Raw genomic sequence first — 23,484 nt, 5'->3', positions numbered from 1 at the left:
AAGAGGACATTATGACAGTATACAATATCAACCTTGGAATCGGTTGGGCCAGCAGTGGTGTTGAGTATGCCCAGGCCTACCGTGCCCAGTTGTTACGCAATATCCATCAACCAGCCAAGTTTGTCTTTATGGATATGATCCTAGCCGATAATATCCAACATTTAACAGAAAATATCGGTTTTAAAAATGATGAAATCATCTGGCTCTATAGCCATTTTACAGATATAAAAATTGCGCCAACGACCTATACCATTGATCAGGTCTTAGCAGGATTTGCCGGAAAACCGACTCGGGAAGAAGTCGATGGTAAGATCAAGCGCTTCTTTTATGAGGACCAGGACAACTTTTTGACCTGCTACCTGCGCGCAGAAAACAGTCCCTATGTTGAACGTTGCGAGTACGTGTCTAGAGGAATTTTGGTGAGAAAGGATTATTTCTCCTATACCCGCTATTGTACCGAGTACTTCATTCCTAAGAACAATCAAGCCAACTTGATTGAGCGCCGTTTTTACAATGAAGACGGGACGGTTGCCTACAGCATGCAGATGGCAGATGGCCGCGAAATCTATCGTTTCCCAGATCGCTACCTGGTTGGTCGCCAAGAATTGATCCGCTACTTCATGCAAACCCTCCAATTGACCAAACAAGATCTGGTGATTTTGGATCGGGAAACCAATATTGGTCAGCCAATCTTTGAAGAAGCGCAAAAAGCCCGTCTGGGTGTGGTCGTTCACGCCGAGCACTTCAGTGCCAATAATGTTGGTGATCAGTATATCCTGTGGAACAACTACTACGAGTACCAATTTACCAATGCAGACAAGGTGGACTTCTTTATTGTTGCGACGGATCGCCAAAAAGAAATCTTAGCCGAGCAGTTTGCTAAATACACCAACCATCAGCCGGCCATCTATACCATTCCGGTTGGGAGTCTTGCAAGCTTGCCACAAAACGAAAATCGCACCCCATTTTCTATGATTACTGCCTCACGTTTGGCGACAGAAAAGCATATTGACTGGTTGGTGCGAGCAGTGGTTCGCGCCAAAAAAGAATTGCCAGAACTGTCTTTTGACATCTATGGAAAAGGTGGAGAAGAAGGCAAGCTGCGTTCTCTGATTGATGAATTGGGAGCGGCAGACTATATCCATCTCAAAGGACATGCCAATCTGGAAGAAATTTATAAGAACTATGAAGTTTACCTGTCCGCGTCGACCAGCGAAGGCTTTGGGTTGACCTTGATGGAGGCGATTGGTTCTGGACTTCCGATCATCGGTTTTGATGTTCCTTATGGCAACCAAACCTTTGTCACAGAAGGTAAAAATGGCTATCTCATTCCGCCTTCAGCAGATCAAGTGGTCGACCAGATTGCTTCTGCCTTTGCGGAAAAAATGATCCAGCTATACAAAAAAGATGATCTAGCCAGCATGCGTCAAGCATCTTATGCGCGTGCAGAAGACTTTTTGACCAGCCGAGTAGAAGAAGCTTGGGCACAATTGATAGAAGAGGTGACACATGCTGAACGTATTTGATAGTTATTCTCGTGAAAGCCAAGACCTGCTCCACTCCATGAAAGAGTCTGGTTTTGACCACCCGACCGTTGTTTTGGAGCCAAACGGTTTCTTACCAGACGGTGTCGAGTCTCCCTTTATCTATTTCTTAGGACAAGCAAAAGGAGAGAAGCGCGGACGCTACTTTAATGAAGTTCCAGTGCCTGATTTCTGGGAAGTTTCTGGGGATAACAGTTCGGGGAAAGTGACCTACTATGGTCAAGAAAAGGCTCGGATTGTGTACCATGCTGCTTCCTATAAACGCATCGTCGAGCGCTTAGAGTGGTTAGATGATAAGGGGCAAGTGGTCATGATTGAGCACTATGACCAATACGGTCGTAAGATTGCTGTAACGACTTGTGGTGATCAAGGTCAGCATTTGGTGACTACTTATTTTGAAGGGGATACCGAGCGCTTGACAGAGAATCACCAAACAGGGGATTTGATCTTGACCTTGGACCATCAACCCATGCGGATTTTCAAGAATCGCTTAGATTACTTTGTCTTTTATCTAGAGTATCGTGGTTTTGATCTAGATGGTTTGATCTACAATACGCTGGCTACCTCCTTTAGCATTAGTCTCCAGCTGGGCAATAAAGGCATCAAAGGACGCGACGTCTTGGTGTGGCAGGAGCCTCTTCACGACAGCCTTCCGGGCAACATGCAGTTGATTCTAAAGAGCCCAGAAATCCGGACCAAGAAGATCTTGATTCCGCAAAACGCGACCTATCATCGCGCTTTGCAGTTGACCTCGCAAGATCAGCATAGCTACTTCGGTCCCCTTGGATATCTGTATGATTTCAAGGTGAAAGACGATATCCGTAAAGACGCCTTTGTCTTGACTAATTCGGATCAGATCGAAGCCTTGACCTACCTAGTAGAGAACTTGCCGAATGTGACCTTCCGTGTAGCAGCTTTGACGGAGATGTCTGCGAGCCTCTTGTCTATGGTTCGCTATCCAAATGTAGTCTTGTACCAAAATATCAGTCAAGAGCGGATCAAAGAGTTGCTTAAGGTCTCTAGTATTTATCTGGATATCAACCACTATGCAGAGGTGCAAGGTATTGTTCGCAAGGCCTTCGAACACCAGCAAGTCATCCTTGCCTTTAGCCATACCCTGCATGACCGCCACTTCCTCGCACAAGCCAATATCTTTGATCAAGGAAAAGAAGCAGATATGGTGGCCCGTATCCAGGAAATCTACCAATCTGTGGATAACTACAGAGAAGCTGTCGCGCAACAAATTGCCCAATCAAGTAGCGTTGAGCCAGCTGTTTTCAAAGCTCGCTTGCAAGAAGGGATAGGTGGACACAGTGAGTGATCGTAAGAAAGATTTATTTTACAAAGAAGTAGAAGGACGGATGGAATCTCTCAAACGCCGTCCTGCCGAAAAAGAAAAGACGACACGTTCTGAAAAGATCAATGTCACTTTTAATGTGATCATTGGTTTGGTGATTCTGCTGGGAGTTATTTTTACCCTCTTCAGAGTGTTAGGAGGATCCTAAGATGGAAATGGTATTTGCAATCGGGATCTCGATCTTATCCCTCGCTCTTGTGGTTCTGATCACCCTGCAGCCTCGCCAACAACAATCGCTCTCAACAGATGCGACCAGTAACCTAGGAAAACCAAGTTACTGGCGCTCCCATCGTGGACTCAAGTTAGCGACCCTTGTTGTTAGTATCGTCTTTCTCGTATCCTTATTTCTTTATATGATGGTCGTACAGGCCTAGTCTTTAATAGAATGGATAAAAAGAAGTTGGTATTCTCCAACTTCTTTTAGAATGTAATCCATCTGTTTCTTACATAATGCAACCTAAATGATACTTAAAAAATTAAAGAGATATCTACAATTTGAAGAGGCTGGGACAAAAGTCCTAGCCTCTCCAATTGTTTTTGGATTGTCGAGCAAGATGCAGTGGTTGAGTGCTCAAAGCACTGCTTTGAGGTGGTAGATAGGACTTGCTAAGCAAGTTTCCTAAGTAGTTGTTCGCTTTTCAAGTTCCAAAGATGCCCTACTCAACAGTGCGGAGGTGGGACGACGAAATCGAATTCTAACGAATTACCGATTTCTGTCCCACACTCTTTTTTATCCTGCTTCCTTCTCTTTTATGGTATACTGAAAGCGACAACATGATTGGAGCTCCCGATGAAAAAGATCCCCTTAGTATTTTCAGGCTGTCTGTTAGGACTGGTTGGCGCTGGAAACCTTCTTGCAGACTCGCTACCCTTCCTTGCTCACGCCTTTAGTCTGACAGGTTTGTTCTTCTGGTTTTTCTTTGTAGTTTATCATGCGATTCACTGGCAAGAAACCAAGATAGAATTCCAACAACCAGCCCTTTTATCTGGGATGGCGACCTTTCCCATGGCAGGGATGATTTTATCCACCTATCTTTTGCGCCTCTTTCCCGCCTTTGGGGGTCTATCACAGTTGGTCTGGTGGTCTGCCTTTCTCTTGGATCTGGGCTTAATTCTCTATTTTACCAAGACCCATGTCCTAGCGCGACCAAGAGCCAATGCCACTCCCAGTTGGACCGTTCTCTATGTGGGCATTGCAGTAGCAGCTTTGACCTATCCCATTGTGGGAATAAGGGAGATTGCTTATCTCACTTTAGTGATTGGTTTTGGTTTGACCTTTCTTCTTTATCCCCTTATCTATCATGATTTGAAGCAGTCCCCCTTACCCAGTCATCTGTTGGGGCAAGAAGGCATCTATTGTGCTCCATTTTCCCTTCTTTTAGCAGCCCTGGTTCGTGTGGGTGGAGCAAGCCTTCCTGTCTGGTTCTTACTGATCATGGTAGTGGCCTCGCAAGGTTTTTATTTCTTTGTTTTGACGCGCCTACCGAGAATGATCACAGAAGGTTTTCAACCTGCTTTTTCAGCCCTGACCTTTCCAACAGTTATCACAGCGACCTCTTTGAAAATGGCCCAAGGCTTGTTGCAACTACCTTTCTTGACAGCTCTCGTATGGCTGGAAACTCTTCTTTGTCTCTTGATTTTAGTCGCTGTCCTAGGTGGTTATGTGGCCTATCTCAGAGAGTAGGAAGGCATCCTTTTTCATTGAAACCTTGTCACGATTATGGTAAGATGCACTATACGATTTGTCATACTTTATAGGAAAGGTATCTATGAAATTCATCAAAGGAAAGCTCTCACTGCTTTATCCCCTCTTTCTGCTCTTGTTTTATTTTTATGTTCGGCCTCAATTTCGCCCTTTGGCCCAGTACGTCTCCAATAGTGTAGCAAGCGCCAATAGCTATTATTGGACCTTATTTGCCCTAGAAGGCCTCTATGCAGTCTTTACAGGATTTTTGGTCTATCGTTTTTCTAAAAAAGCGCAGTTTAAGCTGGGGAAGAACCCTCTTCAAGCTCTGATAGAAGCCGTTTTTGCGGCCTGTTTGGTCTACTGGTTGGACTACTTCATCAGTGGTTTTGTTCAAGGACGGGCAGCTGTTTTGAGTCTCTTTCCACGGGAAATTGGTCCCACAGGGGTGCTTATCTTAGTGATCGCAATGGTCGTCATCCGGCCGGTGACAGAAGAGCTGATCTTTCGTGGAGCCTTGGTGAATGCCTACTTCAAAGGCTGGAAACTCTATGCAGAGATTTGGCTTCCAGCCCTCATCTACAGTGGCCTGCATTTTCTCCACAATCCTTTTTCGCTGGGAGCTTCTATCATCTATCTCCTGCCGAGTGTGATTTTTGGGATCCTGTATTATCGGAGCAAGACGCTCCTTTCTCCTATTTTGGCTCATATCTTGCTCAATCTCTACTACACCTTGCCTTTACTTTTATCTGTATTTAAGTAACAACCGATTTCCTGAGTGAGATTGGTTTTTTTTGAAAATATGGTATAATAGAATAAATTTAAAAGAGGGAGTTGAGGTTTGAAAAAAAGCTACCGCGTCAAACGTGACAAAGATTTTAATGCTATTTTTAAAAGTGGTCAAAATGTTGCCAATCGGAAATTCGTTGTTTACCGCTTGCGCAAAGACCAACCGCATTTTCGAGTCGGCCTGTCTGTTAGTAAGAAACTGGGAAATGCTGTGACCAGAAATCGCATCAAACGTTTGATTCGCCATGTTTTGATCAAACACCAAGCCTTCCTTGCGACCGATGATTTTGTTGTCATTGCTCGTAAAGGAGTGGAGGAGCTCGACTTTCATCAAGTAGAGAAAAATCTTGTACATGTTTTAAAATTAGCGCATGTCTACCAAGAAAGGGAATAATGTGAAAAAGAAACTGAAGTTAACTGGATTATTAGGAGCGGCCTTATTGGTCTTGACAGCTTGTGGAACCTCTCAAGTGACAGCTCAGTCGACAGGTGGTTGGGAACGCTTCGTCTACTTCTTTGCAGAAGCCATCCGCTTCTTGTCCTTTGGCGGAAGTATCGGTGTAGGGATTATCGTCTTTACCATTGTCATCCGGACGGTCCTCTTGCCTCTCTTCCAATATCAAATGAATTCAACCCGCAAAATGCAGGAAATTCAACCCCTCCTCAAGGAATTGCAAGCTAAGTATCCTGGAAAGGATCTTGATAGCCGGACCAAGCTTTCCGAAGAGATGCGCGCCCTATACAAGGAAAAAGGAGTCAAAACGTCTTCAGCCTTCCTTCCTCTCTTAATCCAGATGCCGGTCTTGATGGCCTTGTTCCAAGCGCTGAGCCGTGTGGAATTCCTTAAAGTCGGTCACTTCCTCTGGTTGGACCTTGGTGCGATCGACCCGACTTATATCTTGCCGGTTCTTGCCGCACTCTTCACATTTTTCAGCAGTTGGTTGACCAATAAAGCCATGCCAGAGCGTAATGGTAGTGCGACAACCATGATGTATGTGATGCCTGTGATGATCTTCTTCTTTGCCTTGTTCTCAGCCAGCGGGGTCGCACTATACTGGGTGACTTCCAATGCTTACCAAGTCGGGCAAACCTATCTCTTGAACAACCCCTTCAAGATTATCGCAGAGCGTGAAGCAAAAGAGCAAGCTTCACGCGACATGGAAAAACAAAAACGCCGTGCCCTAAACAAAGCACAGAAAAAGAAAAAATAAGAAAGAGGTGGACATATGGTCCTATATACTGGAGCAACTGTTGAAGAAGCGATTCAAAAAGGTCTGAACGATTTAGATATTCCTCGTATGAAGGCACATATTACGGTTGTAGCGCGTGAAAAGAAAGGTTTTCTTGGCTTGTTTGGGAAAAAACCAGCCCAAGTAGAGATTGAGCCCATTGCAGAAACAACTGTTGTGAAAGCCAATCAAAAAGCTGTCAAAGGTGTCCCAGATGAGATCAATGCGCAAAACGAACCGGTGAAGACGGTAAGCGAAGCAACGGTCGATCTCGGACGCGTCGTAGCAGCGATCAAAAAGGTCGAAGAAGAAGGAGAAGTTGTCTCTGAAGAAATCAAGACCGAAATCCTGAAACATGACAAAGAAGCAGATACCGTTCTTGAAGAAAAAGGGCATGAACATATCCTTGAAAAAGTCAAAGAACCAGCGGCAAAAGAATCAAGCGAGTCTGATTTCTCAAACCTTGGTATCGAGGTAGAGGAAAACTACAACATCGAAGAAGTCGTAGCTGATGTGACAGCCTATGTTCAAACAGTGGTCGATGAAATGGATGTGGATGCGACTATCTCAAGCAGTCACAACCGCCGTACGGTCAATATGCAAATTGATACCAATGAGCCAGGACGTGTCATTGGTTACCACGGAAAAGTCTTGAAGGCTCTTCAACTTTTGGCGCAAAATTACCTCTATAACCGCTACTCAAAGAATTTTTACATTACCATTAATGTTAATGACTATGTAGAACACCGGGCAGAAGTTCTTCAAAGCTATGCTCAGAAGTTGGCAACACGTGCCCTCGAAGATGGGCAAGCCCAACAGACAGATCCGATGTCAAACAGTGAACGCAAAATCATTCACCGGATCGTCTCTAAGATGGAAGGAGTCACTAGCTACTCTGAAGGGGAAGAACCAAACCGTTACGTGGTAGTAGACATCGAAGGTTAATCTAGCTATTATTTCCCATAAGGGAGAGACGGGATTGAGCCGATCTCTCCTTTTTTAGCTTTAGAAAGGAAGCAAATGGCATTTGTAGCGATTAGAGAGTTTATAAAGCTTCAAGGAATCCACTACCAGGCCCCAGCAAAGGCTGGGGTGCTAGCCTCAGAGATGGAGCGGTATCGTGCCCTAGCTCAAGCAGCTCGTAAGGAATTCACCGATTTAGTCTCGGCCTTTCAGCAGCGTCACCCTTACTTGGAGCAGGATCGGACCAGTCAATGGATGAACCAGGCCCAGGTCTTACGGCCTCATTTTTGGGCCTATCTAAGAGGAGAAGGGACGATGGCAGAACCTATGTTTGCCTTGAGGCTCTATGGAGATGCAGTTGATTTTGGAGTTTCCTTAGAGGTGAGTTTTATCGAGCGAAAAAAAGATGAGCAGAGCCTTCAAAAACAACACATGGTTCTCACCCTTCCCATCTCTCAGCCAATTTATTATTTCGCCCAGAAAAATGGAGAGAGTCAAAGGGTAGAAGGAACAGAAAAGAATCGACATGATCTGTTGCAAGCAGTAGCAGATGGGGTGGTTCGCAAGGTCCACGTCAAATACGATGTTTCTCTGGTCGAGGAGGCTTCTCTAGAGGATATCTTGGATCAGTTGCAAAAGGCGCTGGTGGCTCTGGAACCCTATTACTTGGCAACCCGTCAGGTGTAGAAAGGTGTTCTCCGACCTGTATTTGCAACAATTTTGCCATAGCTATTGACAAATAGAGTTGAATCCGATAGAATAGTAAAGTATGTTTAGTAACTGATCACAACTAGCCGGCTAAACGAATACAAAATCTATGAGGAGGTATTCATCGTGAAACGTACTTATCAACCAAGTAAACTTCGTCGTGCGCGCAAACACGGATTCCGTAACCGTATGTCAACTAAAAACGGTCGTCGCGTATTGGCAGCTCGTCGTCGTAAAGGACGCAAAGTTTTGGCTGCCTAATTCAGATAAAAACCTAAAAACCAGTAGAAACTCGAGACTACTGGTTTTTGTTTTGTCCGAAAGTGAATTTAGAGGCGCTTTCTGCTATAATAGAAGGAAGAAAAACTCGGAAGAAAAGGAAGATCATGCAAATTTTTGATACCCACACCCATCTCAATGTGGAAGAATTCGCAGGAAAAGAACAAGAAGAACTGGACTTGGCCAAGGAAATGGGTGTTGTAGCCCACAATATCGTTGGTTTTGACAAACCGACGATTGAGCGTGCCATGGAGTTGGCAGACCAGCACCCAGAACTCTATCTCACGCTTGGTTGGCACCCCACTGAGGCGGGAGATTATACTCCTGAAGTGGAGGCCTATTTACTTGAACAGCTAAAACATCCCAAAGTCGTCGCACTCGGAGAAATCGGTCTGGATTACCACTGGATGACAGCGCCAAAAGACGTCCAAGAAAAGGTTTTTCGTCGTCAGATTCAATTGTCTAAGGACTTGGACCTCCCCTTTGTGGTGCATACACGCGATGCTTTAGAAGATACTTATGCCATCATCAAGAGTGAAGGAGTCGGTCCTCGCGGTGGGATCATGCATTCTTTCTCAGGAAGTTTAAAAGAAGCGAAACGCTTCATGGATCTGGGGATGATGATTTCTTTTTCTGGAGTGGTAACCTTTAAGAAAGCAACAGATGTCCAAGAAGCGGCAGCTGGCCTTCCACTAGACAAGATCTTGGTTGAAACAGATGCCCCTTACCTAGCACCAGTTCCCAAACGTGGTCGGGAAAATAAAACAGCCTACACTCGTTATGTGGTAGATTTTATTGCAGGACTACGTGGCTTAACAACAGAAGAAGTGGCTCAGGCAACCTACGACAATGCAAGAAAGGTATTTGGCCTTGACTGAGAAAAGAAAAATACCAGAAGTAATTGTCGTGGAGGGCAAGGACGACACAGCCAATCTCCGTCGTTTTTATGAGGTGGATACCTATGAAACCCGAGGCTCTGCGATCGATCAAGATGATTTGGAACGAATTGCTACCTTGCAAGAGTTGCGTGGGGTCATTGTCTTTACCGATCCAGACTATAATGGCGAGCGGATTCGCAAGATCATTATGCAAGAGGTGCCCCAGGCCAAGCATGCCTTTTTAAATCGTGGCGAAGCAGTACCCAAATCCAAGACCAAGGGGCGTTCTCTTGGAGTGGAGCATGCCAGTTTTGAAGACTTAGAAAAAGCCCTAGCTGGACTGGTCGGGTCTTACGAAGATGAAAATTTCTTTGATATCACAAAGACTGACTTGATGCGGCTTGGACTCTTGATGGGAAGCGATAGTCGCAAACGGCGGGAATATCTAGGAGAAGCCTTGCGCATCGGCTACTGCAATGGCAAGCAATTGATCAAACGCTTGGAATTGTTTGGAATTTGTTTAGCACAAGTCGAAGAGGCGATGGCCAGTTATTAAGACGGAAGTAGAGGGGATCCTTTATCCCTAAACTGATTAGAAAAGAGAAAAAATGAGAATTGCAGATTATAGCGTGACCAAGGCAGTGCTGGAGCGTCACGGCTTTACCTTTAAAAAATCCTTCGGTCAGAACTTCTTGACCGATACCAACATCCTTCAAAAAATTGTGGATACGGCAGAGATTGATAAGCAGGTCAATGTCATCGAAATCGGTCCTGGAATTGGAGCCCTCACTGAGTTCTTGGCGGAAAATGCGGCAGAAGTCATGGCTTTTGAGATCGATGACCGCTTGGTTCCCATTTTGGCGGATACCTTGCGTGATTTTGACAATGTCACGGTTGTCAACCAAGACATCCTCAAGGTAGACCTCAACCAGTACATCGCAGAGTTTAAAAATCCGGACCTTCCGATCAAGGTAGTGGCTAACCTTCCGTATTACATCACAACTCCAATCCTCATGCATTTGATCGAATCCAAGATTCCTTTCCAAGAATTTGTGGTCATGATGCAAAAAGAGGTGGCAGACCGCATCTCGGCTGAGCCCAACACCAAGGCTTATGGTTCTTTATCCATTGCAGTCCAATACTATATGACTGCTAAGGTAGCCTTTATCGTGCCCCGCACCGTCTTTGTGCCAGCACCAAACGTCGACTCTGCCATCCTCAAGATGGTCCGTCGCGAAGAACCAGCAGTACCCGTCAAGGACGAAGATTTCTTCTTCTCTGTCAGCAAGGCTAGCTTTGTCCACCGCCGCAAAACACTTTGGAACAACTTGACCAGTCGCTTTGGCAAGACCGAAGAAATCAAAGCCAAGCTGGAAGCAGGAATCCAAGCTGCAGGCCTGCAACCTTCTGTACGAGGAGAAGCTCTTAGCTTAGAAGACTTCGCTCGCCTAGCAGATGGCCTTCTAGAAGCAGGAATAAAATAACAGAAAAGCCATAGGTTCGTAATCTTCTTTCTTAATTCTGAATACACTATGAAGCACTATGTTTTTTATGTGTTTTCGAATGATATTGGTTACAAATCGAGACTTTACGCTGTGAGAAAAGAGCCTAAATAAAAGGTAGTTTAGGCTCTCGGAATTTTTGAGACTTAAGGCTCAAAAATTAGTTATGGAACTTCGGAGAAGTTCGCTAACGTCCGTACTCACCTAAGGAAAGTCTCAAAGAAATTTTATAAGTAATAAGCCATAGGTTATAACCTATGGCTTATTTGTATCGTAAGGAAAGGACGGGATTTGAACCCGCGCGTGAAGAAAATCCACTTGCCGGATTTCGAGTCCGGTGCCGTACCGAGCTGGGCCACCTTTCCAAGATGCGGAGAAAGGGATTTGAACCCTCACGCCCGAAGGGGCACATGCGCCTGAAGCATGCGTGTCTGCCGTTCCACCACCTCCGCATAGTTCTATTATACACTTTTTAGGAAAAATGCCAAGGAAAAAAAGGAACAGGGAGCGGTAGAGATGGCTCCTGTTCCTTTTATCCATAGATCATTTCAATGCTGCAGGATATAGGCTCTCTTGCTCCTTGGAGGTATCTTTGAGGATAAAGATGGCCCATAAAAGAGCTAAGATGCAGACCACTAATCCCGGGATGCCCCCTTCAGGACCAAATTCACCACCAGTGATCAAAGTGTGATTTGAAGTTGTGAAGTACATCAAGGATGATTCGCTGTCAAAGCCACTGACGTGAAAACCATAGACATTTCCCATCAGGAAATTCCAGGCAAAGTGGAAGCCACAAGGTCCCCAAATATTCCCGCGTTTCAGGGCATAGACTGCTGTAAAGACTCCAAAGAAGAAGAGATGAACAGTAGAGAACCAAGAAGCTCCGTTGTTATTCATATGGAAGTAGGAGAACATAGTAGCTGAGATCAGGATAGCTAGAAGGGCATTGGTATGGTAGGAGATAGTTGGAATCAACCAACCACGGATATAAATTTCTTCTGCCGCAGTTTGGAAAATATAGCCGATCAAGACCAAAATCCAAGATACAAGAAATGGCATACTAAATTGAATGCGATGGAATGTGGCATTTCCAGTAACTAAAAAGACGATCAAGACTGTGGTGATCATGATGCCTCCCACAAGGCAACCTTTGGCGAATTCAGAAAGCCCATTTCCTTTGGAAAATCCCATGGTTCGAATAGGCCGCTTTTCAATCAAGCGAACCCAAAGGAAGAAGGCGATGATGGTATAGAGGAAGGACCAGAGGTCAAGGATGTTCCACCAGTCTGGGATCCAGTGCTGCTTATTGAGAAAGAAACTGGTCGATGCCGTGCTAACAGGGGACATGTACTCTGTGATGTAATACAGAATAAACGGAGCCAAAAACCAGGGTGTCAGAAATTTTCCCTTTTTGATATTGGCAATCAAGGGATTCTCTTTAGAAAGAAAAGAAAGACTCATAAAGAACCTCCATCTAAAAACGTAGAACAAAGAAACAGCTTTCTTTGTACAGCAAGTAATCGTTGAAACAAGGCGCTTCTTGATGTCACTTCCTTTCTGCGTTCTTGTTTCGAGCTTCCCACAAGCAACTTATTTATGAATGTTTTTCACATTTATTATACCTAAATTGGGAAGCGGTTACAATACCCCTATCTTTATTATCCCTAAAAATTTTACTGAAACTAGTTCCAGATTTTTCTTATTGAGCAATCCAGCCTTATTTCTCATTTTTTGGTATAATAGATAGTATTAATTTCAAAGGAGTGCGATTTGCAAGGAACAATCGTCAAGGCCTTGGCTGGCTTCTACTACGTGGAGTCAGACGGTCACATTTACCAGACACGGGCTCGTGGAAATTTTAGAAAAAAAGGACAGACTCCTTATGTGGGGGATCAGGTGGAGTTTTCTGCTGAAGAGAATTCAGAAGGCTACATTTTGAGCATTGCGCCTCGAAAAAATAGCCTCGTGCGCCCTCCTATTGTCAATATTGATCAGGCAGTAGTGATTATGTCAGCTAAGGAGCCAGATTTCAACGCCAATCTTTTAGACCGTTTTCTGGTTCTTTTGGAGCATAAGGGGATTCATCCCATTGTCTATATTTCAAAACTGGACTTGTTAGAAGATATGGAAGACATCCACTACTACCAAGGAATCTATCAGGCTATTGGCTATGATTTTGTCTTGTCGATTGAGGAACTCTTGCCCCTTTTGACCAATCAAACCACGGTCTTTATGGGGCAGACCGGTGTGGGAAAATCGACCTTGCTCAATAAAATCGCTCCGGATCTGGAGCTTGAAACGGGTGAGATTTCAGATAGTCTGGGGCGCGGTCGACACACGACCCGAGCTGTCAGCTTTTACCATTTAAATGGAGGAAAGATCGCAGATACGCCTGGTTTTTCATCCCTTGATTATGAAGTGACGACCAGTGAAGACTTAAATCAAGCCTTCCCAGAGATCGCCGATGTGAGCCACTCTTGTAAATTTCGTACCTGTACCCACACGCATGAGCCCGCTTGTGCGGTGAAATCAGCCGTTGAAAGAGAGGAAATTGCACCTTTCCGTTATGAGGATTACTTGCAATTTCTAAGTGAGATTGAAAACCGTCGCGAAACCTATAAAAAAGTTTCGAAAAAAATGCCAAAATAGGAGACACTACAACGATGAAAACAATGAAAATTGCACCCTCAATTTTGAGTGCCGATTATGCCAATTTTGAAAGTGAATTGAAACACTTAGAAGCAGCAGGAGCTGACTATGCCCATATCGATGTCATGGATGGCCATTTTGTGCCCAATATCAGCTTTGGAGCTGGTGTCGTAGAGAGCATGCGTCCACATAGCAAGTTGGTCTTTGATTGCCACTTGATGGTCACCAATCCTGAACACCATATCGAAGAATTTGCCCGTGCAGGTGCTGACATCATCAGCATCCATGTGGAAGCTACTCCCCATATTCACGGAGCTCTTCAAAAAATTCGTCAAGCGGGTGTGAAGGCGAGTGTTGTGATCAATCCAGGGACTCCAGTAGACAGTATCAAACATGTCTTGAACTTGGTGGATCAAGTCTTGGTTATGACCGTTAATCCAGGATTCGGTGGCCAAGCCTTCTTGCCTGAAACCATGGACAAGGTGCGCGAATTAGCCGCTCTTCGTGAAGAAAAAGGCTTAGACTTTGATATCGAAGTGGATGGTGGAATTGATGACCAAAGTATTTCCCAAGCCAAAGAAGCCGGGGCCAATGTCTTTGTAGCAGGCTCTTATGTCTTTAATGGAGATGTCAATGAGCGCGTTCAAACGCTCCGAGATGCTGTAAATGGGTAACATCGCAATACTGGCAGGAGGTGACAGCACGCTCTTGCCAAGAGATCATGATGTTTATGTAGGCGTTGATGGTGGCTGTTTGAAGTTACTGGAACAAGGTCTGCCTTTAGATATAGCTGTGGGGGATTTCGATTCTGTCTCTGAGACTGATTTGAATAAGATCCAAACCCAAGCCAAGCAGGTTGTTCAATCCATCCCTGAAAAGAACGATACGGATTTGGAATTGGCCTTGAAAGCGGTCTTTGAGGCCTATCCAGATGCTGCTGTCACCGTTTATGGTGCCTTTGGCGGTCGCTTGGATCACTTTTTGTCCAATATCTTTTTGCCGACCGATCCAGACCTAGCTCCCTACATGGAGCAAATCCAATTAGTCGATGGTCAAAATCGCTTGATCTACAGACCAGCTGGTTGCCATGAGATTCAGCCAGATCCTGCCATGTCCTATGTTGGTTTTATGCCTGTCGGACAAGGCCACTTAGAGATCACAGGGGCCAAGTATCCGCTCCATCAGGAGAATTATTTTTTGAAGGCCATGTATGGCTCCAACGAATTTTTGGATCAACCGATTCAAGTGAGTCTTAACCGTGGCTATCTTGTCATTGTTTATAGTAAAGACAGAGGTTAATATGAATATCATTCTGCTTCTGATTGGCCTGCTCAATCTGGGCCTCCTCATCTATTTCTTGCAACGGTCAGATGATACAAGACCGGCTTTACGAGAGATGCTGGAAGACCATGAGGATCATTTGACAGACCAGTTGGACTATCGTTTTGAAAAAGAAAGACAAGCAAACCAGATTGCCAATCAGCAGTTAGAGATCGCCCTGACAGATCGCTTAACCGAGATGCGAGTGGAGATCCACCAGCAGACGACGGCTCTGCGCGCTGAGATGAATGAGCACTTTACTAAAAATCGGGACAAAACAGATGAGCGTATGCGCCAGATCCAAGAGTCCAATGAAGTGCGGCTAGAACAGATGCGCCAAACGGTAGAAGAAAAATTGGAGAAAACCTTGCAGCACCGTTTGCAGACCTCCTTTGAGACGGTTTCAAAACAATTGGAATCGGTCAACAAAGGGCTGGGAGAAATGCAGACGGTGGCGCGAGATGTTGGAACCCTCAATAAAGTTCTCTCCAATACCAAGACGCGTGGGATTATGGGCGAATTGCAACTGGGCCAAATTATTGAAGATATCTTGACCCCAGCCCAGTATGAGCGGGAGTTTGTCACCGTTCCCCAATCCAGTGAGCGCGTGGAGTATGCCATTAAGCTTCCAGGACAAGGAGAGGAGCCAGTCTATCTGCCGATTGACTCTAAATTCCCACTGGAAGACTACTATCGTCTGGAAGAAGCTTATGAATCAGGAGAGAAAGAGGAGATCGATCGTTACCGCAAGGCCCTTCTTGCTAGTATCAAGCGTTTTGCTAAGGATATCCAACAAAAATACCTCTTTCCACCAGCGACAACGAATTTCGGAATTCTCTTTTTGCCAACTGAAGGCCTCTATTCCGAAGTGGTTCGCAATCCAGAATTCTTCGATCGCTTGCGTCGGGACGAACAAATTTTAGTGGCTGGTCCAAGTACGCTATCAGCCCTCTTGAATTCCTTGTCTGTTGGCTTTAAAACGCTCAACATCCAAAAGAGTGCAGATGACATTAGCAAGGTGTTGGGATCGGTCAAATCAGAATTCCATAAGTTTGGAGGGATTCTGGCCAAAACTCAGCGCCATTTAAAGAATGCTTCCAATAATATTGATGATTTGCTAACCAGACGGACCAGTGCCATCGAGCGGACACTCCGCCAAATCGAAAGCGATGAGGACCTGCTGGGACTAGATGTATATATAGAAGATGGAGAAGATGATGGTCAAAATTAGCCAAATGAAAAAAGATGAATTGTTCGAAGGATTCTATTTGATCAAGTCAGCAGAAGTGCGTCAAACGCGGGCTGGGAAGAACTACTTAGCCTTTGTCTTCCAGGATGAGACCGGTACAATCGAAGGTAAACTATGGGACGCTCAACCTCACAATGTAGAGAGCTTTACAGCTGGGCGTGTGGTCCATATGGCTGGTCGTCGGGAAGTATACAATAATACTCCGCAAGTCAACCAATTAAACATGCGCTTGCCACAAGCAGGAGAGCCTAACAATCCAGCAGACTTCAAGGAAAAACCACCAGTAGATCCTAAGGAATTGCATGAATACCTGTCAAACATGATTTTCAAAATTGAAAATCCAGTCTGGCAACGGATTGTCCGAGCCCTCTATGGGAAATATGAGAAAGAGTTTTATAGTTATCCAGCTGCTAAGACCAACCACCATGCCTTTGAAGCCGGTCTCGCTTATCATACGGCGACCATGGTCCGCTTGGCAGATAGTATCGGTGATATCTATCCTCAGTTGAATAAGAGCTTGCTCTTTGCAGGGATTATGTTACACGATTTGGCCAAAGTGATCGAGTTGACAGGTCCTGAAAATACAGAATACACTGTTCGGGGCAACCTCATCGGCCACATTGCACTCATCGATGAAGAAATCACCAAGGTCTTGCAAGACTTGAAGATTGATGACCAAAAAGAAGAAGTCATCGTCCTTCGCCATGTGATCTTGAGTCACCATGGCTTGCTCGAATACGGTAGTCCTGTTCGTCCAAAGATCATGGAAGCAGAGATTATTCATATGATCGATAATTTGGATGCGGAAATGATGATGATGACAACAGCACTTGGCTTAATTGGTCCTGGCGAAATGACCAATAAAATCTTTGCTATGGAAAACAGATCCTTCTATAAACCGAATCTCGACTAGTAAAAACAGAGATAAATACGGGAATGATTCTGCCAAAAATAAAATAATCAGGAAAAAACGGCCTTCTGTAAATCAGAATGTTCGTTTTTTTCGCTTCTTATGGTATAATGATAGAAAAAACTACATGGTGAGAAAATGAAATTAAGAAGAAGTGAACGGATGGTCGTAATTTCTAATTACTTGATCAACCATCCCTATGAATTGACTAGCCTCAATACGTTTGCGGAAAAGTATGAGTCTGCCAAGTCTTCCATCTCAGAAGATATCGTGATTATTAAGCGGGCTTTTGAAGAGATGGAAATTGGAAATATTGAGACCATCACAGGAGCTGGAGGAGGCGTGATCTTTACGCCGTCTATCTCAGATCAAGAATCCAAAGAAATCGTTGAGGATCTTTGCAAGCAACTGTCTGAAAGTGATCGTATCCTTCCTGGTGGCTACATTTACTTGTCTGATCTTTTGAGCAATCCTAAGATTTTGAATCGGATCGGACGCATCATTGCCAAAGCCTTCCGGGACAGGAAGATTGATGCTGTCATGACCGTAGCGACCAAGGGAGTTCCTCTAGCTAATGCAGTAGCGAATGTCTTGAATGTTCCATTCGTCATTGTCCGTCGTGATTTGAAAATCACTGAAGGATCAACCGTTAGTGTCAACTATGTTTCAGGCTCAAGTGGGGATCGCATTGAGAAAATGTTCCTTTCAAAACGGAGCCTAAAAGCAGGAAGCCGGGTCTTGATTGTCGATGACTTCCTTAAAGGTGGCGGAACGATTAACGGGATGGTCAGTCTCTTGGCTGAATTCGATTCTGAATTAGCGGGGGTAGCTGTCTTTGCGGATAATGCTGCAACCGACCGTGAATTCTTTGAACACAAATCCTTATTGCGCGTGACCAACATCGATGTAAAAGAAAATAAATTGAGTGTCGAAGTTGGGAATATCTTTGATTAAGAGCAACAAAGGAGGATCAAAAAGTGAAAAGAATTTTAGATCGATTTGATAATAGTCCTTTGTGGATTCGCTTGGTGACAGTTCTGTCTCTATCCTTTATTTTGGTAGCTGGTTTGTATACCGTTAAAAAGAATACAGCTGCCCAGGTAACGACAGAAATTCAACCTGCTAAAAAAACAGGTTCCCTTCCAGTGAAAAAGGAAACAAAGGAAGAAAAAGAAAAGAAGGAAGAAAAGAAAAATACAGAAGCTGCTGAAAAAGCAGTCGTTCAAATGGAAACAACTCCAAGTCAAGATTCTGTGAACGCTGCCCAAGCTGCTGTGAAGAAAGTCAAAGATGCGACTCAAAAGCAATCGCTTGAGGCCCGTATCCAATACATCGCTAACTATTATGGACTGACCTATGAGAGCGACACAGCGGCAACACAGCAGACTCAAACAGACGCTAATGCCAACACGAACGCGAACGCAAATACTAATGCCAATGCCAATGCTGGAGTAGCTGGAGCCAATGCGACAGTTCAACCACAACAGCAACAACAGTATGCTCCGGCTGCAGATGCAGGGGCAGAAGTACCTGCTGAAGCTGGTCAATAATGAACTTTTTCGACTTCTTTAAAAAATAAAAAAACATCTTGCAATCAAAGTGCCGTCATGTTATAATAATAGACGGTACTTTTTACTTTTGGTCTCTCAAGAGTGTACAGGGACGTGCTGACAAATGTTGCAAAAGTACACACAGATGGTAGCTGTCACCAAGTGTACCATCACCAAAAATAAAAAATTTCACAGGAGAATGTAGATGCCTACAATTAACCAATTGGTTCGCAAACCGCGTAAATCAAAAGTAGAAAAATCTAAATCACCAGCTTTGAACGTTGGTTACAACAGTCATAAAAAAGTTCAAACAAACGTTTCTTCACCACAAAAACGTGGTGTTGCAACTCGTGTTGGAACAATGACACCTAAAAAACCTAACTCTGCCCTTCGTAAATTTGCCCGTGTACGTTTGAGCAACTTGATCGAAGTAACTGCTTATATCCCAGGTATCGGACACAACTTGCAAGAACACAGCGTGGTTCTTCTTCGTGGTGGACGTGTAAAAGACCTTCCAGGGGTACGTTACCATATCGTCCGTGGAGCACTTGATACTGCAGGTGTAAACGATCGTAAACAAGGCCGTTCTAAATACGGTACTAAAAAACCAAAAGCATAAGGAAAGGGGATAAAGAAAAATGAGTCGTAAAAACCGTGCGCCTAAACGCGATGTATTGCCAGATCCGCTTTACAATTCACAATTAGTTACTCGTCTTATCAACCGCGTTATGCTTGATGGTAAACGTGGTACAGCTGCTTCAATCGTTTACGGAGCCTTCGAACAAATTAAAGAAGCTACTGGAAACGATGCTCTTGAAGTATTCGAAACAGCTATGGAAAATATCATGCCTGTACTTGAAGTACGTGCTCGCCGTGTCGGTGGTTCTAACTACCAAGTCCCAGTTGAAGTTCGTCCAGAACGTCGTACAACACTTGGACTTCGTTGGTTGGTAACAATCGCTCGTCAACGTGGTGAACACACAATGGTTGATCGTCTTGCAAAAGAAATTTTGGATGCAGCGAACAACACTGGTGCAGCTGTTAAGAAACGTGAAGATACTCACCGTATGGCTGAAGCTAACCGTGCATTCGCACACTTCCGCTGGTAATAAAATGATACTAAGAGCGGCAAAGGCCCAAGGCAAAAATAGGAAACTGATGCAGTGTTCGATGAACACAAAGCAGTTTATCTTTTTTGCACCGGGCCTCGCTCGGCTTCAAATCAGTTAACTTGAGCTTTTAGCCCAGGTTCAATTGAGCTCAACTCGGCTAACTAACTTTAGCCCGGGTTCAATTCAACTCTTCTTACAAGTTGGAACCAAAACTTAGCATGAAAACACTGAGAACGGGTAGGTCCTGCCTATCCGTTTTTATTAAATCATGTTATAATAGAATATAGAAATAAAAAATATAGGAGAAACAAACCTCATGGCACGCGAATTTTCACTTGAAAAAACTCGTAATATCGGTATCATGGCTCACGTCGATGCTGGTAAAACAACTACAACTGAGCGTATCCTTTACTACACTGGTAAGATTCACAAAATCGGTGAAACTCACGAAGGTGCGTCACAAATGGACTGGATGGAGCAAGAACAAGAACGTGGTATCACTATCACATCTGCCGCTACAACAGCTCAATGGAAAGACACTCGTGTAAACATCATCGACACACCAGGACACGTGGACTTCACTATCGAAGTTCAACGTTCACTCCGCGTTTTGGACGGTGCTGTAACCGTTCTTGACTCACAATCAGGTGTTGAGCCTCAAACTGAAACAGTTTGGCGTCAAGCAACTGAATACGGAGTTCCACGTATCGTATTCGCTAACAAGATGGATAAAATCGGTGCTGACTTCCTTTACTCAGTAAGCACACTTCATGACCGTCTTCAAGCAAACGCTCACCCAATTCAATTGCCAATCGGTGCTGAAGATGACTTCCGCGGAATCATTGACTTGATCAAGATGAAAGCTGAAATCTATACTAACGACCTTGGTACAGATATCCTTGAAGAAGATATTCCAGCTGAATACCTTGAACAAGCTCAAGAATACCGTGAAAAATTGGTTGAAGCAGTTGCTGAAACTGATGAAGACTTGATGATGAAATACCTTGAAGGGGAAGAAATCACTAACGAAGAATTGAAAGCTGGTATCCGTAAAGCTACAATCAACGTTGAGTTCTACCCAGTACTTTGTGGTTCTGCCTTCAAGAACAAAGGGGTTCAATTGATGTTGGATGCGGTCCTTGACTACCTTCCAAGCCCACTTGATATCCCTGCAATCAAGGGTGTAAACCCAGATACAGACGAAGAAGAAGAACGTCCAGCATCTGATGAAGAGCCATTTGCAGCTCTTGCCTTCAAGATCATGACTGACCCATTCGTAGGTCGTTTGACATTCTTCCGTGTTTACTCAGGTGTCTTGAACTCAGGTTCATATGTATTGAACACTTCTAAAGGTAAACGTGAACGTATCGGACGTATCCTTCAAATGCATGCCAACACTCGTAAAGAAATCGAAACAGTTTACTCTGGGGATATCGCTGCTGCCGTTGGTTTGAAAGATACTACAACTGGTGACTCATTGACAGATGAAAAAGCAAAAATCATCCTTGAATCAATCGAAGTTCCAGAACCAGTTATCCAATTGATGGTTGAGCCTAAATCTAAAGCAGACCAAGACAAGATGGGTATCGCCCTTCAAAAATTGGCTGAAGAAGATCCAACATTCCGCGTTGAAACAAACCCTGAAACTGGTGAAACAGTTATCTCTGGTATGGGTGAGTTGCACTTGGATGTCCTTGTTGACCGTATGAAACGTGAATTCAAGGTTGAAGCTAACGTTGGTGCTCCTCAAGTATCTTACCGTGAAACATTCCGCGCTTCTACACAAGCACGTGGATTCTTCAAACGTCAATCTGGTGGTAAAGGTCAGTTTGGTGATGTTTGGATCGAATTTACTCCAAACGAAGAAGGTAAAGGATTCGAGTTCGAAAATGCTATCGTCGGTGGTGTGGTTCCACGTGAATTCATCCCTGCAGTAGAAAAAGGACTTCAAGAATCTATGGCGAACGGTGTTCTTGCTGGTTACCCAATGGTTGACGTGAAAGCTAAGCTTTACGATGGTTCATACCACGATGTCGACTCATCTGAAACTGCCTTCAAGATCGCTGCATCTCTTGCGCTTAAAGAAGCTGCTAAGACTGCACAACCAGCTATCCTTGAACCAATGATGCTTGTAACCATCACAGTTCCTGAAGAAAACCTTGGGGATGTTATGGGTCACGTAACTGCTCGTCGTGGACGTGTAGATGGTATGGAAGCACACGGTGCAAGCCAAATCGTTCGTGCTTATGTGCCACTTGCTGAAATGTTCGGTTACGCTACTGTCCTTCGTTCTGCAACTCAAGGACGTGGTACCTTCATGATGGTATTTGACCACTACGAAGATGTACCAAAATCAGTACAAGAAGAAATCATTAAAAAAGCTAAAGGTGAAGCTTAATTTACCAAAGCTTAAAAACTCTTCCCACTTTGGGAAGAGTTTTTCTTTGTTCCAAAAGTGAGTACAAGTAAAATAGCGCTTTTCCTATCGATCAAGACTTTGTGAAAAACTTTAATAAAAGAGGTGGTGATCTATGATAAATCTTGCTTTTCGTTGGGAAATAGTTGCTTTTTAATGCAATAAAGTATATAATAGAGACTGTTAAAAGATGTTTGGCGCTGTGTCAAGTTACTCTTTTCACAAAAAATTTTTTTGATTTTCATAAGGAGGAAATCACGAATGGTAGTTAAAGTTGGTATTAACGGTTTCGGTCGTATCGGACGTCTTGCTTTCCGTCGTATCCAAAACGTAGAAGGTGTTGAAGTTACACGCATCAACGACCTTACAGATCCAGTTATGCTTGCACACTTGTTGAAATACGATACAACTCAAGGTCGTTTCGACGGTACTGTGGAAGTTAAAGAAGGTGGATTCGAAGTTAACGGTAAATTCGTTAAAGTTTCTGCTGAACGCGATCCAGAACAAATCGACTGGGCTAACGACGGTGTAGAAATCGTTCTTGAAGCAACTGGTTTCTTTGCTACTAAAGCAGCTGCTGAAAAACACTTGCATGCTGGTGGTGCTAAGAAAGTTGTTATCACTGCTCCTGGTGGATCAGATGTTAAAACAGTCGTATTTAACACTAACCACGATATTCTTGATGGTACTGAAACAGTTATCTCAGGTGCTTCATGTACTACAAACTGCTTGGCTCCAATGGCTAAAGCTCTTCAAGATAACTTCGGTGTTGTTGAAGGATTGATGACTACTATCCACGCTTACACTGGTGACCAAATGATCCTTGACGGTCCACACCGTAAAGGTGACCTTCGTCGTGCACGCGCTGGTGCTGCTAACATCGTTCCTAACTCAACTGGTGCTGCTAAAGCAATCGGTTTGGTTATCCCTGAATTGAACGGTAAATTGGACGGAGCTGCACAACGTGTTCCTGTTCCAACTGGATCAGTTACTGAATTGGTAGTTGTTCTTGACAAGAACGTTACTGTTGATGAAGTGAACGCAGCTATGAAAGCAGCTTCAAACGAATCATACGGTTACACTGAAGATCCAATCGTTTCTTCAGACGTTGTAGGTATGTCTTACGGATCATTGTTTGACGCAACTCAAACTAAAGTTATTGACGTTGACGGTAAACAATTGGTTAAAGTTGTTTCATGGTATGACAACGAAATGTCTTACACTGCACAACTTGTTCGTACTCTTGAATACTTCGCAAAAATTGCTAAATAATTCATGCGTATGATGAGAGGAGGGAAACCTCCTCTTTTTTTGTACTTTTTTTAGGGCTTTCTCATCATATTAT

At 44.1% G+C, this 23,484-nt stretch carries 26 protein-coding genes and 2 tRNA genes; 25 read left to right on the top strand and 3 right to left on the bottom strand.

Features of this window, described 5'->3' with window-relative positions; all coding sequences use genetic code 11:
• Positions 1-11 precede the first annotated feature (11 nt).
• The 14 genes from gtfA (at position 12) to rsmA (ending at position 10,915) form a co-directional block, all read left to right on the top strand.
• On the top strand, positions 12-1,526 hold the full coding sequence (gtfA, locus tag NFR56_RS02800) for an accessory Sec system glycosyltransferase GtfA (RefSeq protein WP_251457531.1): 1,515 nt from the start codon (positions 12-14) through the stop codon (positions 1,524-1,526).
• Complete coding sequence (gene gtfB / locus NFR56_RS02795; RefSeq protein ID WP_251457528.1) at positions 1,510-2,865, top strand: accessory Sec system glycosylation chaperone GtfB; 1,356 nt, start codon at positions 1,510-1,512, stop codon at positions 2,863-2,865. Before gtfA ends, gtfB begins: the two co-directional genes overlap by 17 nt.
• On the top strand, positions 2,858-3,049 hold the full coding sequence (gene asp4 / locus NFR56_RS02790; RefSeq protein WP_003003066.1) for an accessory Sec system protein Asp4: 192 nt from the start codon (positions 2,858-2,860) through the stop codon (positions 3,047-3,049). The genes gtfB and asp4 overlap by 8 nt, the downstream gene beginning before the upstream one ends.
• Position 3,050: 1 nt before the next feature.
• The gene (asp5, locus tag NFR56_RS02785; protein ID WP_003003038.1) at positions 3,051-3,275 is read left to right on the top strand and encodes an accessory Sec system protein Asp5; all 225 of its coding nucleotides are present in this window, start codon (positions 3,051-3,053) and stop codon (positions 3,273-3,275) included.
• 416 nt (positions 3,276-3,691) lie between these two features.
• Complete coding sequence (locus NFR56_RS02780) at positions 3,692-4,585, top strand: TDT family transporter (protein ID WP_251457525.1); 894 nt, start codon at positions 3,692-3,694, stop codon at positions 4,583-4,585.
• 85 nt (positions 4,586-4,670) lie between these two features.
• Complete coding sequence (locus NFR56_RS02775; RefSeq protein WP_251457523.1) at positions 4,671-5,348, top strand: CPBP family intramembrane glutamic endopeptidase; 678 nt, start codon at positions 4,671-4,673, stop codon at positions 5,346-5,348.
• 78 nt (positions 5,349-5,426) lie between these two features.
• Positions 5,427-5,768: a ribonuclease P protein component gene (rnpA, locus tag NFR56_RS02770; protein ID WP_251457520.1), complete on the top strand. Its 342-nt coding sequence runs from the start codon at positions 5,427-5,429 to the stop codon at positions 5,766-5,768.
• 1 nt (position 5,769) lies between these two features.
• Positions 5,770-6,585 (top strand): YidC/Oxa1 family membrane protein insertase, encoded by an 816-nt coding sequence (locus NFR56_RS02765; RefSeq protein ID WP_003015944.1) that lies wholly within the window; start codon positions 5,770-5,772, stop codon positions 6,583-6,585.
• 15 nt (positions 6,586-6,600) lie between these two features.
• On the top strand, positions 6,601-7,548 hold the full coding sequence (gene jag / locus NFR56_RS02760; RefSeq protein WP_118396391.1) for an RNA-binding cell elongation regulator Jag/EloR: 948 nt from the start codon (positions 6,601-6,603) through the stop codon (positions 7,546-7,548).
• Between the two features lie 75 nt (positions 7,549-7,623).
• Entirely contained in the window at positions 7,624-8,253 is a 630-nt protein-coding gene (locus NFR56_RS02755) for a ribonuclease P (RefSeq protein WP_251457517.1), read from the top strand.
• A 147-nt stretch (positions 8,254-8,400) separates the two neighbouring features.
• Positions 8,401-8,535, top strand: a complete 135-nt coding sequence (gene rpmH, locus NFR56_RS02750; protein WP_000831905.1) for a 50S ribosomal protein L34 — start codon at positions 8,401-8,403, stop codon at positions 8,533-8,535.
• A gap of 125 nt (positions 8,536-8,660) precedes the next feature.
• Positions 8,661-9,431, top strand: a complete 771-nt coding sequence (locus NFR56_RS02745) for a TatD family hydrolase (protein ID WP_251457514.1) — start codon at positions 8,661-8,663, stop codon at positions 9,429-9,431.
• A complete protein-coding gene (gene rnmV / locus NFR56_RS02740) occupies positions 9,403-9,987 on the top strand; it encodes a ribonuclease M5 (RefSeq protein WP_003008897.1) in 585 nt (194 codons plus the stop codon). Before NFR56_RS02745 ends, rnmV begins: the two co-directional genes overlap by 29 nt.
• 52 nt (positions 9,988-10,039) lie before the next feature.
• Positions 10,040-10,915 (top strand): 16S rRNA (adenine(1518)-N(6)/adenine(1519)-N(6))-dimethyltransferase RsmA, encoded by an 876-nt coding sequence (rsmA, locus tag NFR56_RS02735; protein WP_195189328.1) that lies wholly within the window; start codon positions 10,040-10,042, stop codon positions 10,913-10,915.
• Positions 10,916-11,209: 294 nt separating this feature from the next.
• Here the strand turns inward: rsmA and NFR56_RS02730 are convergent.
• The 3 genes from NFR56_RS02730 to NFR56_RS02720 form a co-directional block, all read right to left on the bottom strand.
• Positions 11,210-11,298, bottom strand: a tRNA-Ser gene (locus NFR56_RS02730).
• A 4-nt stretch (positions 11,299-11,302) separates the two neighbouring features.
• A tRNA-Leu gene (locus NFR56_RS02725) sits at positions 11,303-11,385 on the bottom strand.
• A gap of 91 nt (positions 11,386-11,476) precedes the next feature.
• The gene (locus tag NFR56_RS02720) at positions 11,477-12,394 is read right to left on the bottom strand and encodes a CPBP family intramembrane glutamic endopeptidase (protein ID WP_118095588.1); all 918 of its coding nucleotides are present in this window, start codon (positions 12,392-12,394) and stop codon (positions 11,477-11,479) included.
• Between the two features lie 309 nt (positions 12,395-12,703).
• Between NFR56_RS02720 and rsgA the strand changes: the two genes are divergently transcribed.
• The 11 genes from rsgA (at position 12,704) to gap (ending at position 23,411) form a co-directional block, all read left to right on the top strand.
• A complete protein-coding gene (gene rsgA / locus NFR56_RS02715) occupies positions 12,704-13,582 on the top strand; it encodes a ribosome small subunit-dependent GTPase A (protein WP_201087911.1) in 879 nt (292 codons plus the stop codon).
• Between the two features lie 14 nt (positions 13,583-13,596).
• Positions 13,597-14,256 (top strand): ribulose-phosphate 3-epimerase, encoded by a 660-nt coding sequence (gene rpe, locus NFR56_RS02710; protein ID WP_070665663.1) that lies wholly within the window; start codon positions 13,597-13,599, stop codon positions 14,254-14,256.
• A complete protein-coding gene (locus tag NFR56_RS02705; RefSeq protein ID WP_070665660.1) occupies positions 14,249-14,881 on the top strand; it encodes a thiamine diphosphokinase in 633 nt (210 codons plus the stop codon). The genes rpe and NFR56_RS02705 overlap by 8 nt, the downstream gene beginning before the upstream one ends.
• A 1-nt stretch (position 14,882) precedes the next feature.
• Positions 14,883-16,133 carry a DNA recombination protein RmuC gene (locus tag NFR56_RS02700; protein ID WP_070665657.1) on the top strand — a complete coding sequence of 417 codons (1,251 nt, stop codon included), beginning with the start codon at positions 14,883-14,885 and terminating at the stop codon, positions 16,131-16,133.
• On the top strand, positions 16,120-17,064 hold the full coding sequence (locus NFR56_RS02695; RefSeq protein WP_049491700.1) for a 3'-5' exoribonuclease YhaM family protein: 945 nt from the start codon (positions 16,120-16,122) through the stop codon (positions 17,062-17,064). The genes NFR56_RS02700 and NFR56_RS02695 overlap by 14 nt, the downstream gene beginning before the upstream one ends.
• A 135-nt stretch (positions 17,065-17,199) precedes the next feature.
• Positions 17,200-18,015: a pur operon repressor gene (purR, locus tag NFR56_RS02690; protein WP_045759941.1), complete on the top strand. Its 816-nt coding sequence runs from the start codon at positions 17,200-17,202 to the stop codon at positions 18,013-18,015.
• A 23-nt stretch (positions 18,016-18,038) separates the two neighbouring features.
• Positions 18,039-18,611: a hypothetical protein gene (locus NFR56_RS02685; protein WP_049514802.1), complete on the top strand. Its 573-nt coding sequence runs from the start codon at positions 18,039-18,041 to the stop codon at positions 18,609-18,611.
• Positions 18,612-18,816: 205 nt separating this feature from the next.
• A complete protein-coding gene (gene rpsL, locus NFR56_RS02680; protein WP_003003125.1) occupies positions 18,817-19,230 on the top strand; it encodes a 30S ribosomal protein S12 in 414 nt (137 codons plus the stop codon).
• A gap of 19 nt (positions 19,231-19,249) precedes the next feature.
• Entirely contained in the window at positions 19,250-19,720 is a 471-nt protein-coding gene (gene rpsG / locus NFR56_RS02675; RefSeq protein WP_003003105.1) for a 30S ribosomal protein S7, read from the top strand.
• Positions 19,721-20,039: 319 nt separating this feature from the next.
• Complete coding sequence (gene fusA / locus NFR56_RS02670; protein ID WP_003003071.1) at positions 20,040-22,121, top strand: elongation factor G; 2,082 nt, start codon at positions 20,040-20,042, stop codon at positions 22,119-22,121.
• 279 nt (positions 22,122-22,400) lie between these two features.
• Positions 22,401-23,411 carry a type I glyceraldehyde-3-phosphate dehydrogenase gene (gap, locus tag NFR56_RS02665; protein WP_003003093.1) on the top strand — a complete coding sequence of 337 codons (1,011 nt, stop codon included), beginning with the start codon at positions 22,401-22,403 and terminating at the stop codon, positions 23,409-23,411.
• The last annotated feature ends 73 nt before the right edge of the window (positions 23,412-23,484 follow it).

It is taken from the genome of Streptococcus caecimuris, from assembly GCF_943193075.1.
GTDB lineage: Bacteria > Bacillota > Bacilli > Lactobacillales > Streptococcaceae > Streptococcus > Streptococcus caecimuris.
Note: the sequence above shows the minus strand (reverse complement) of the source record. Positions and strands in the feature narration are given on the sequence as shown.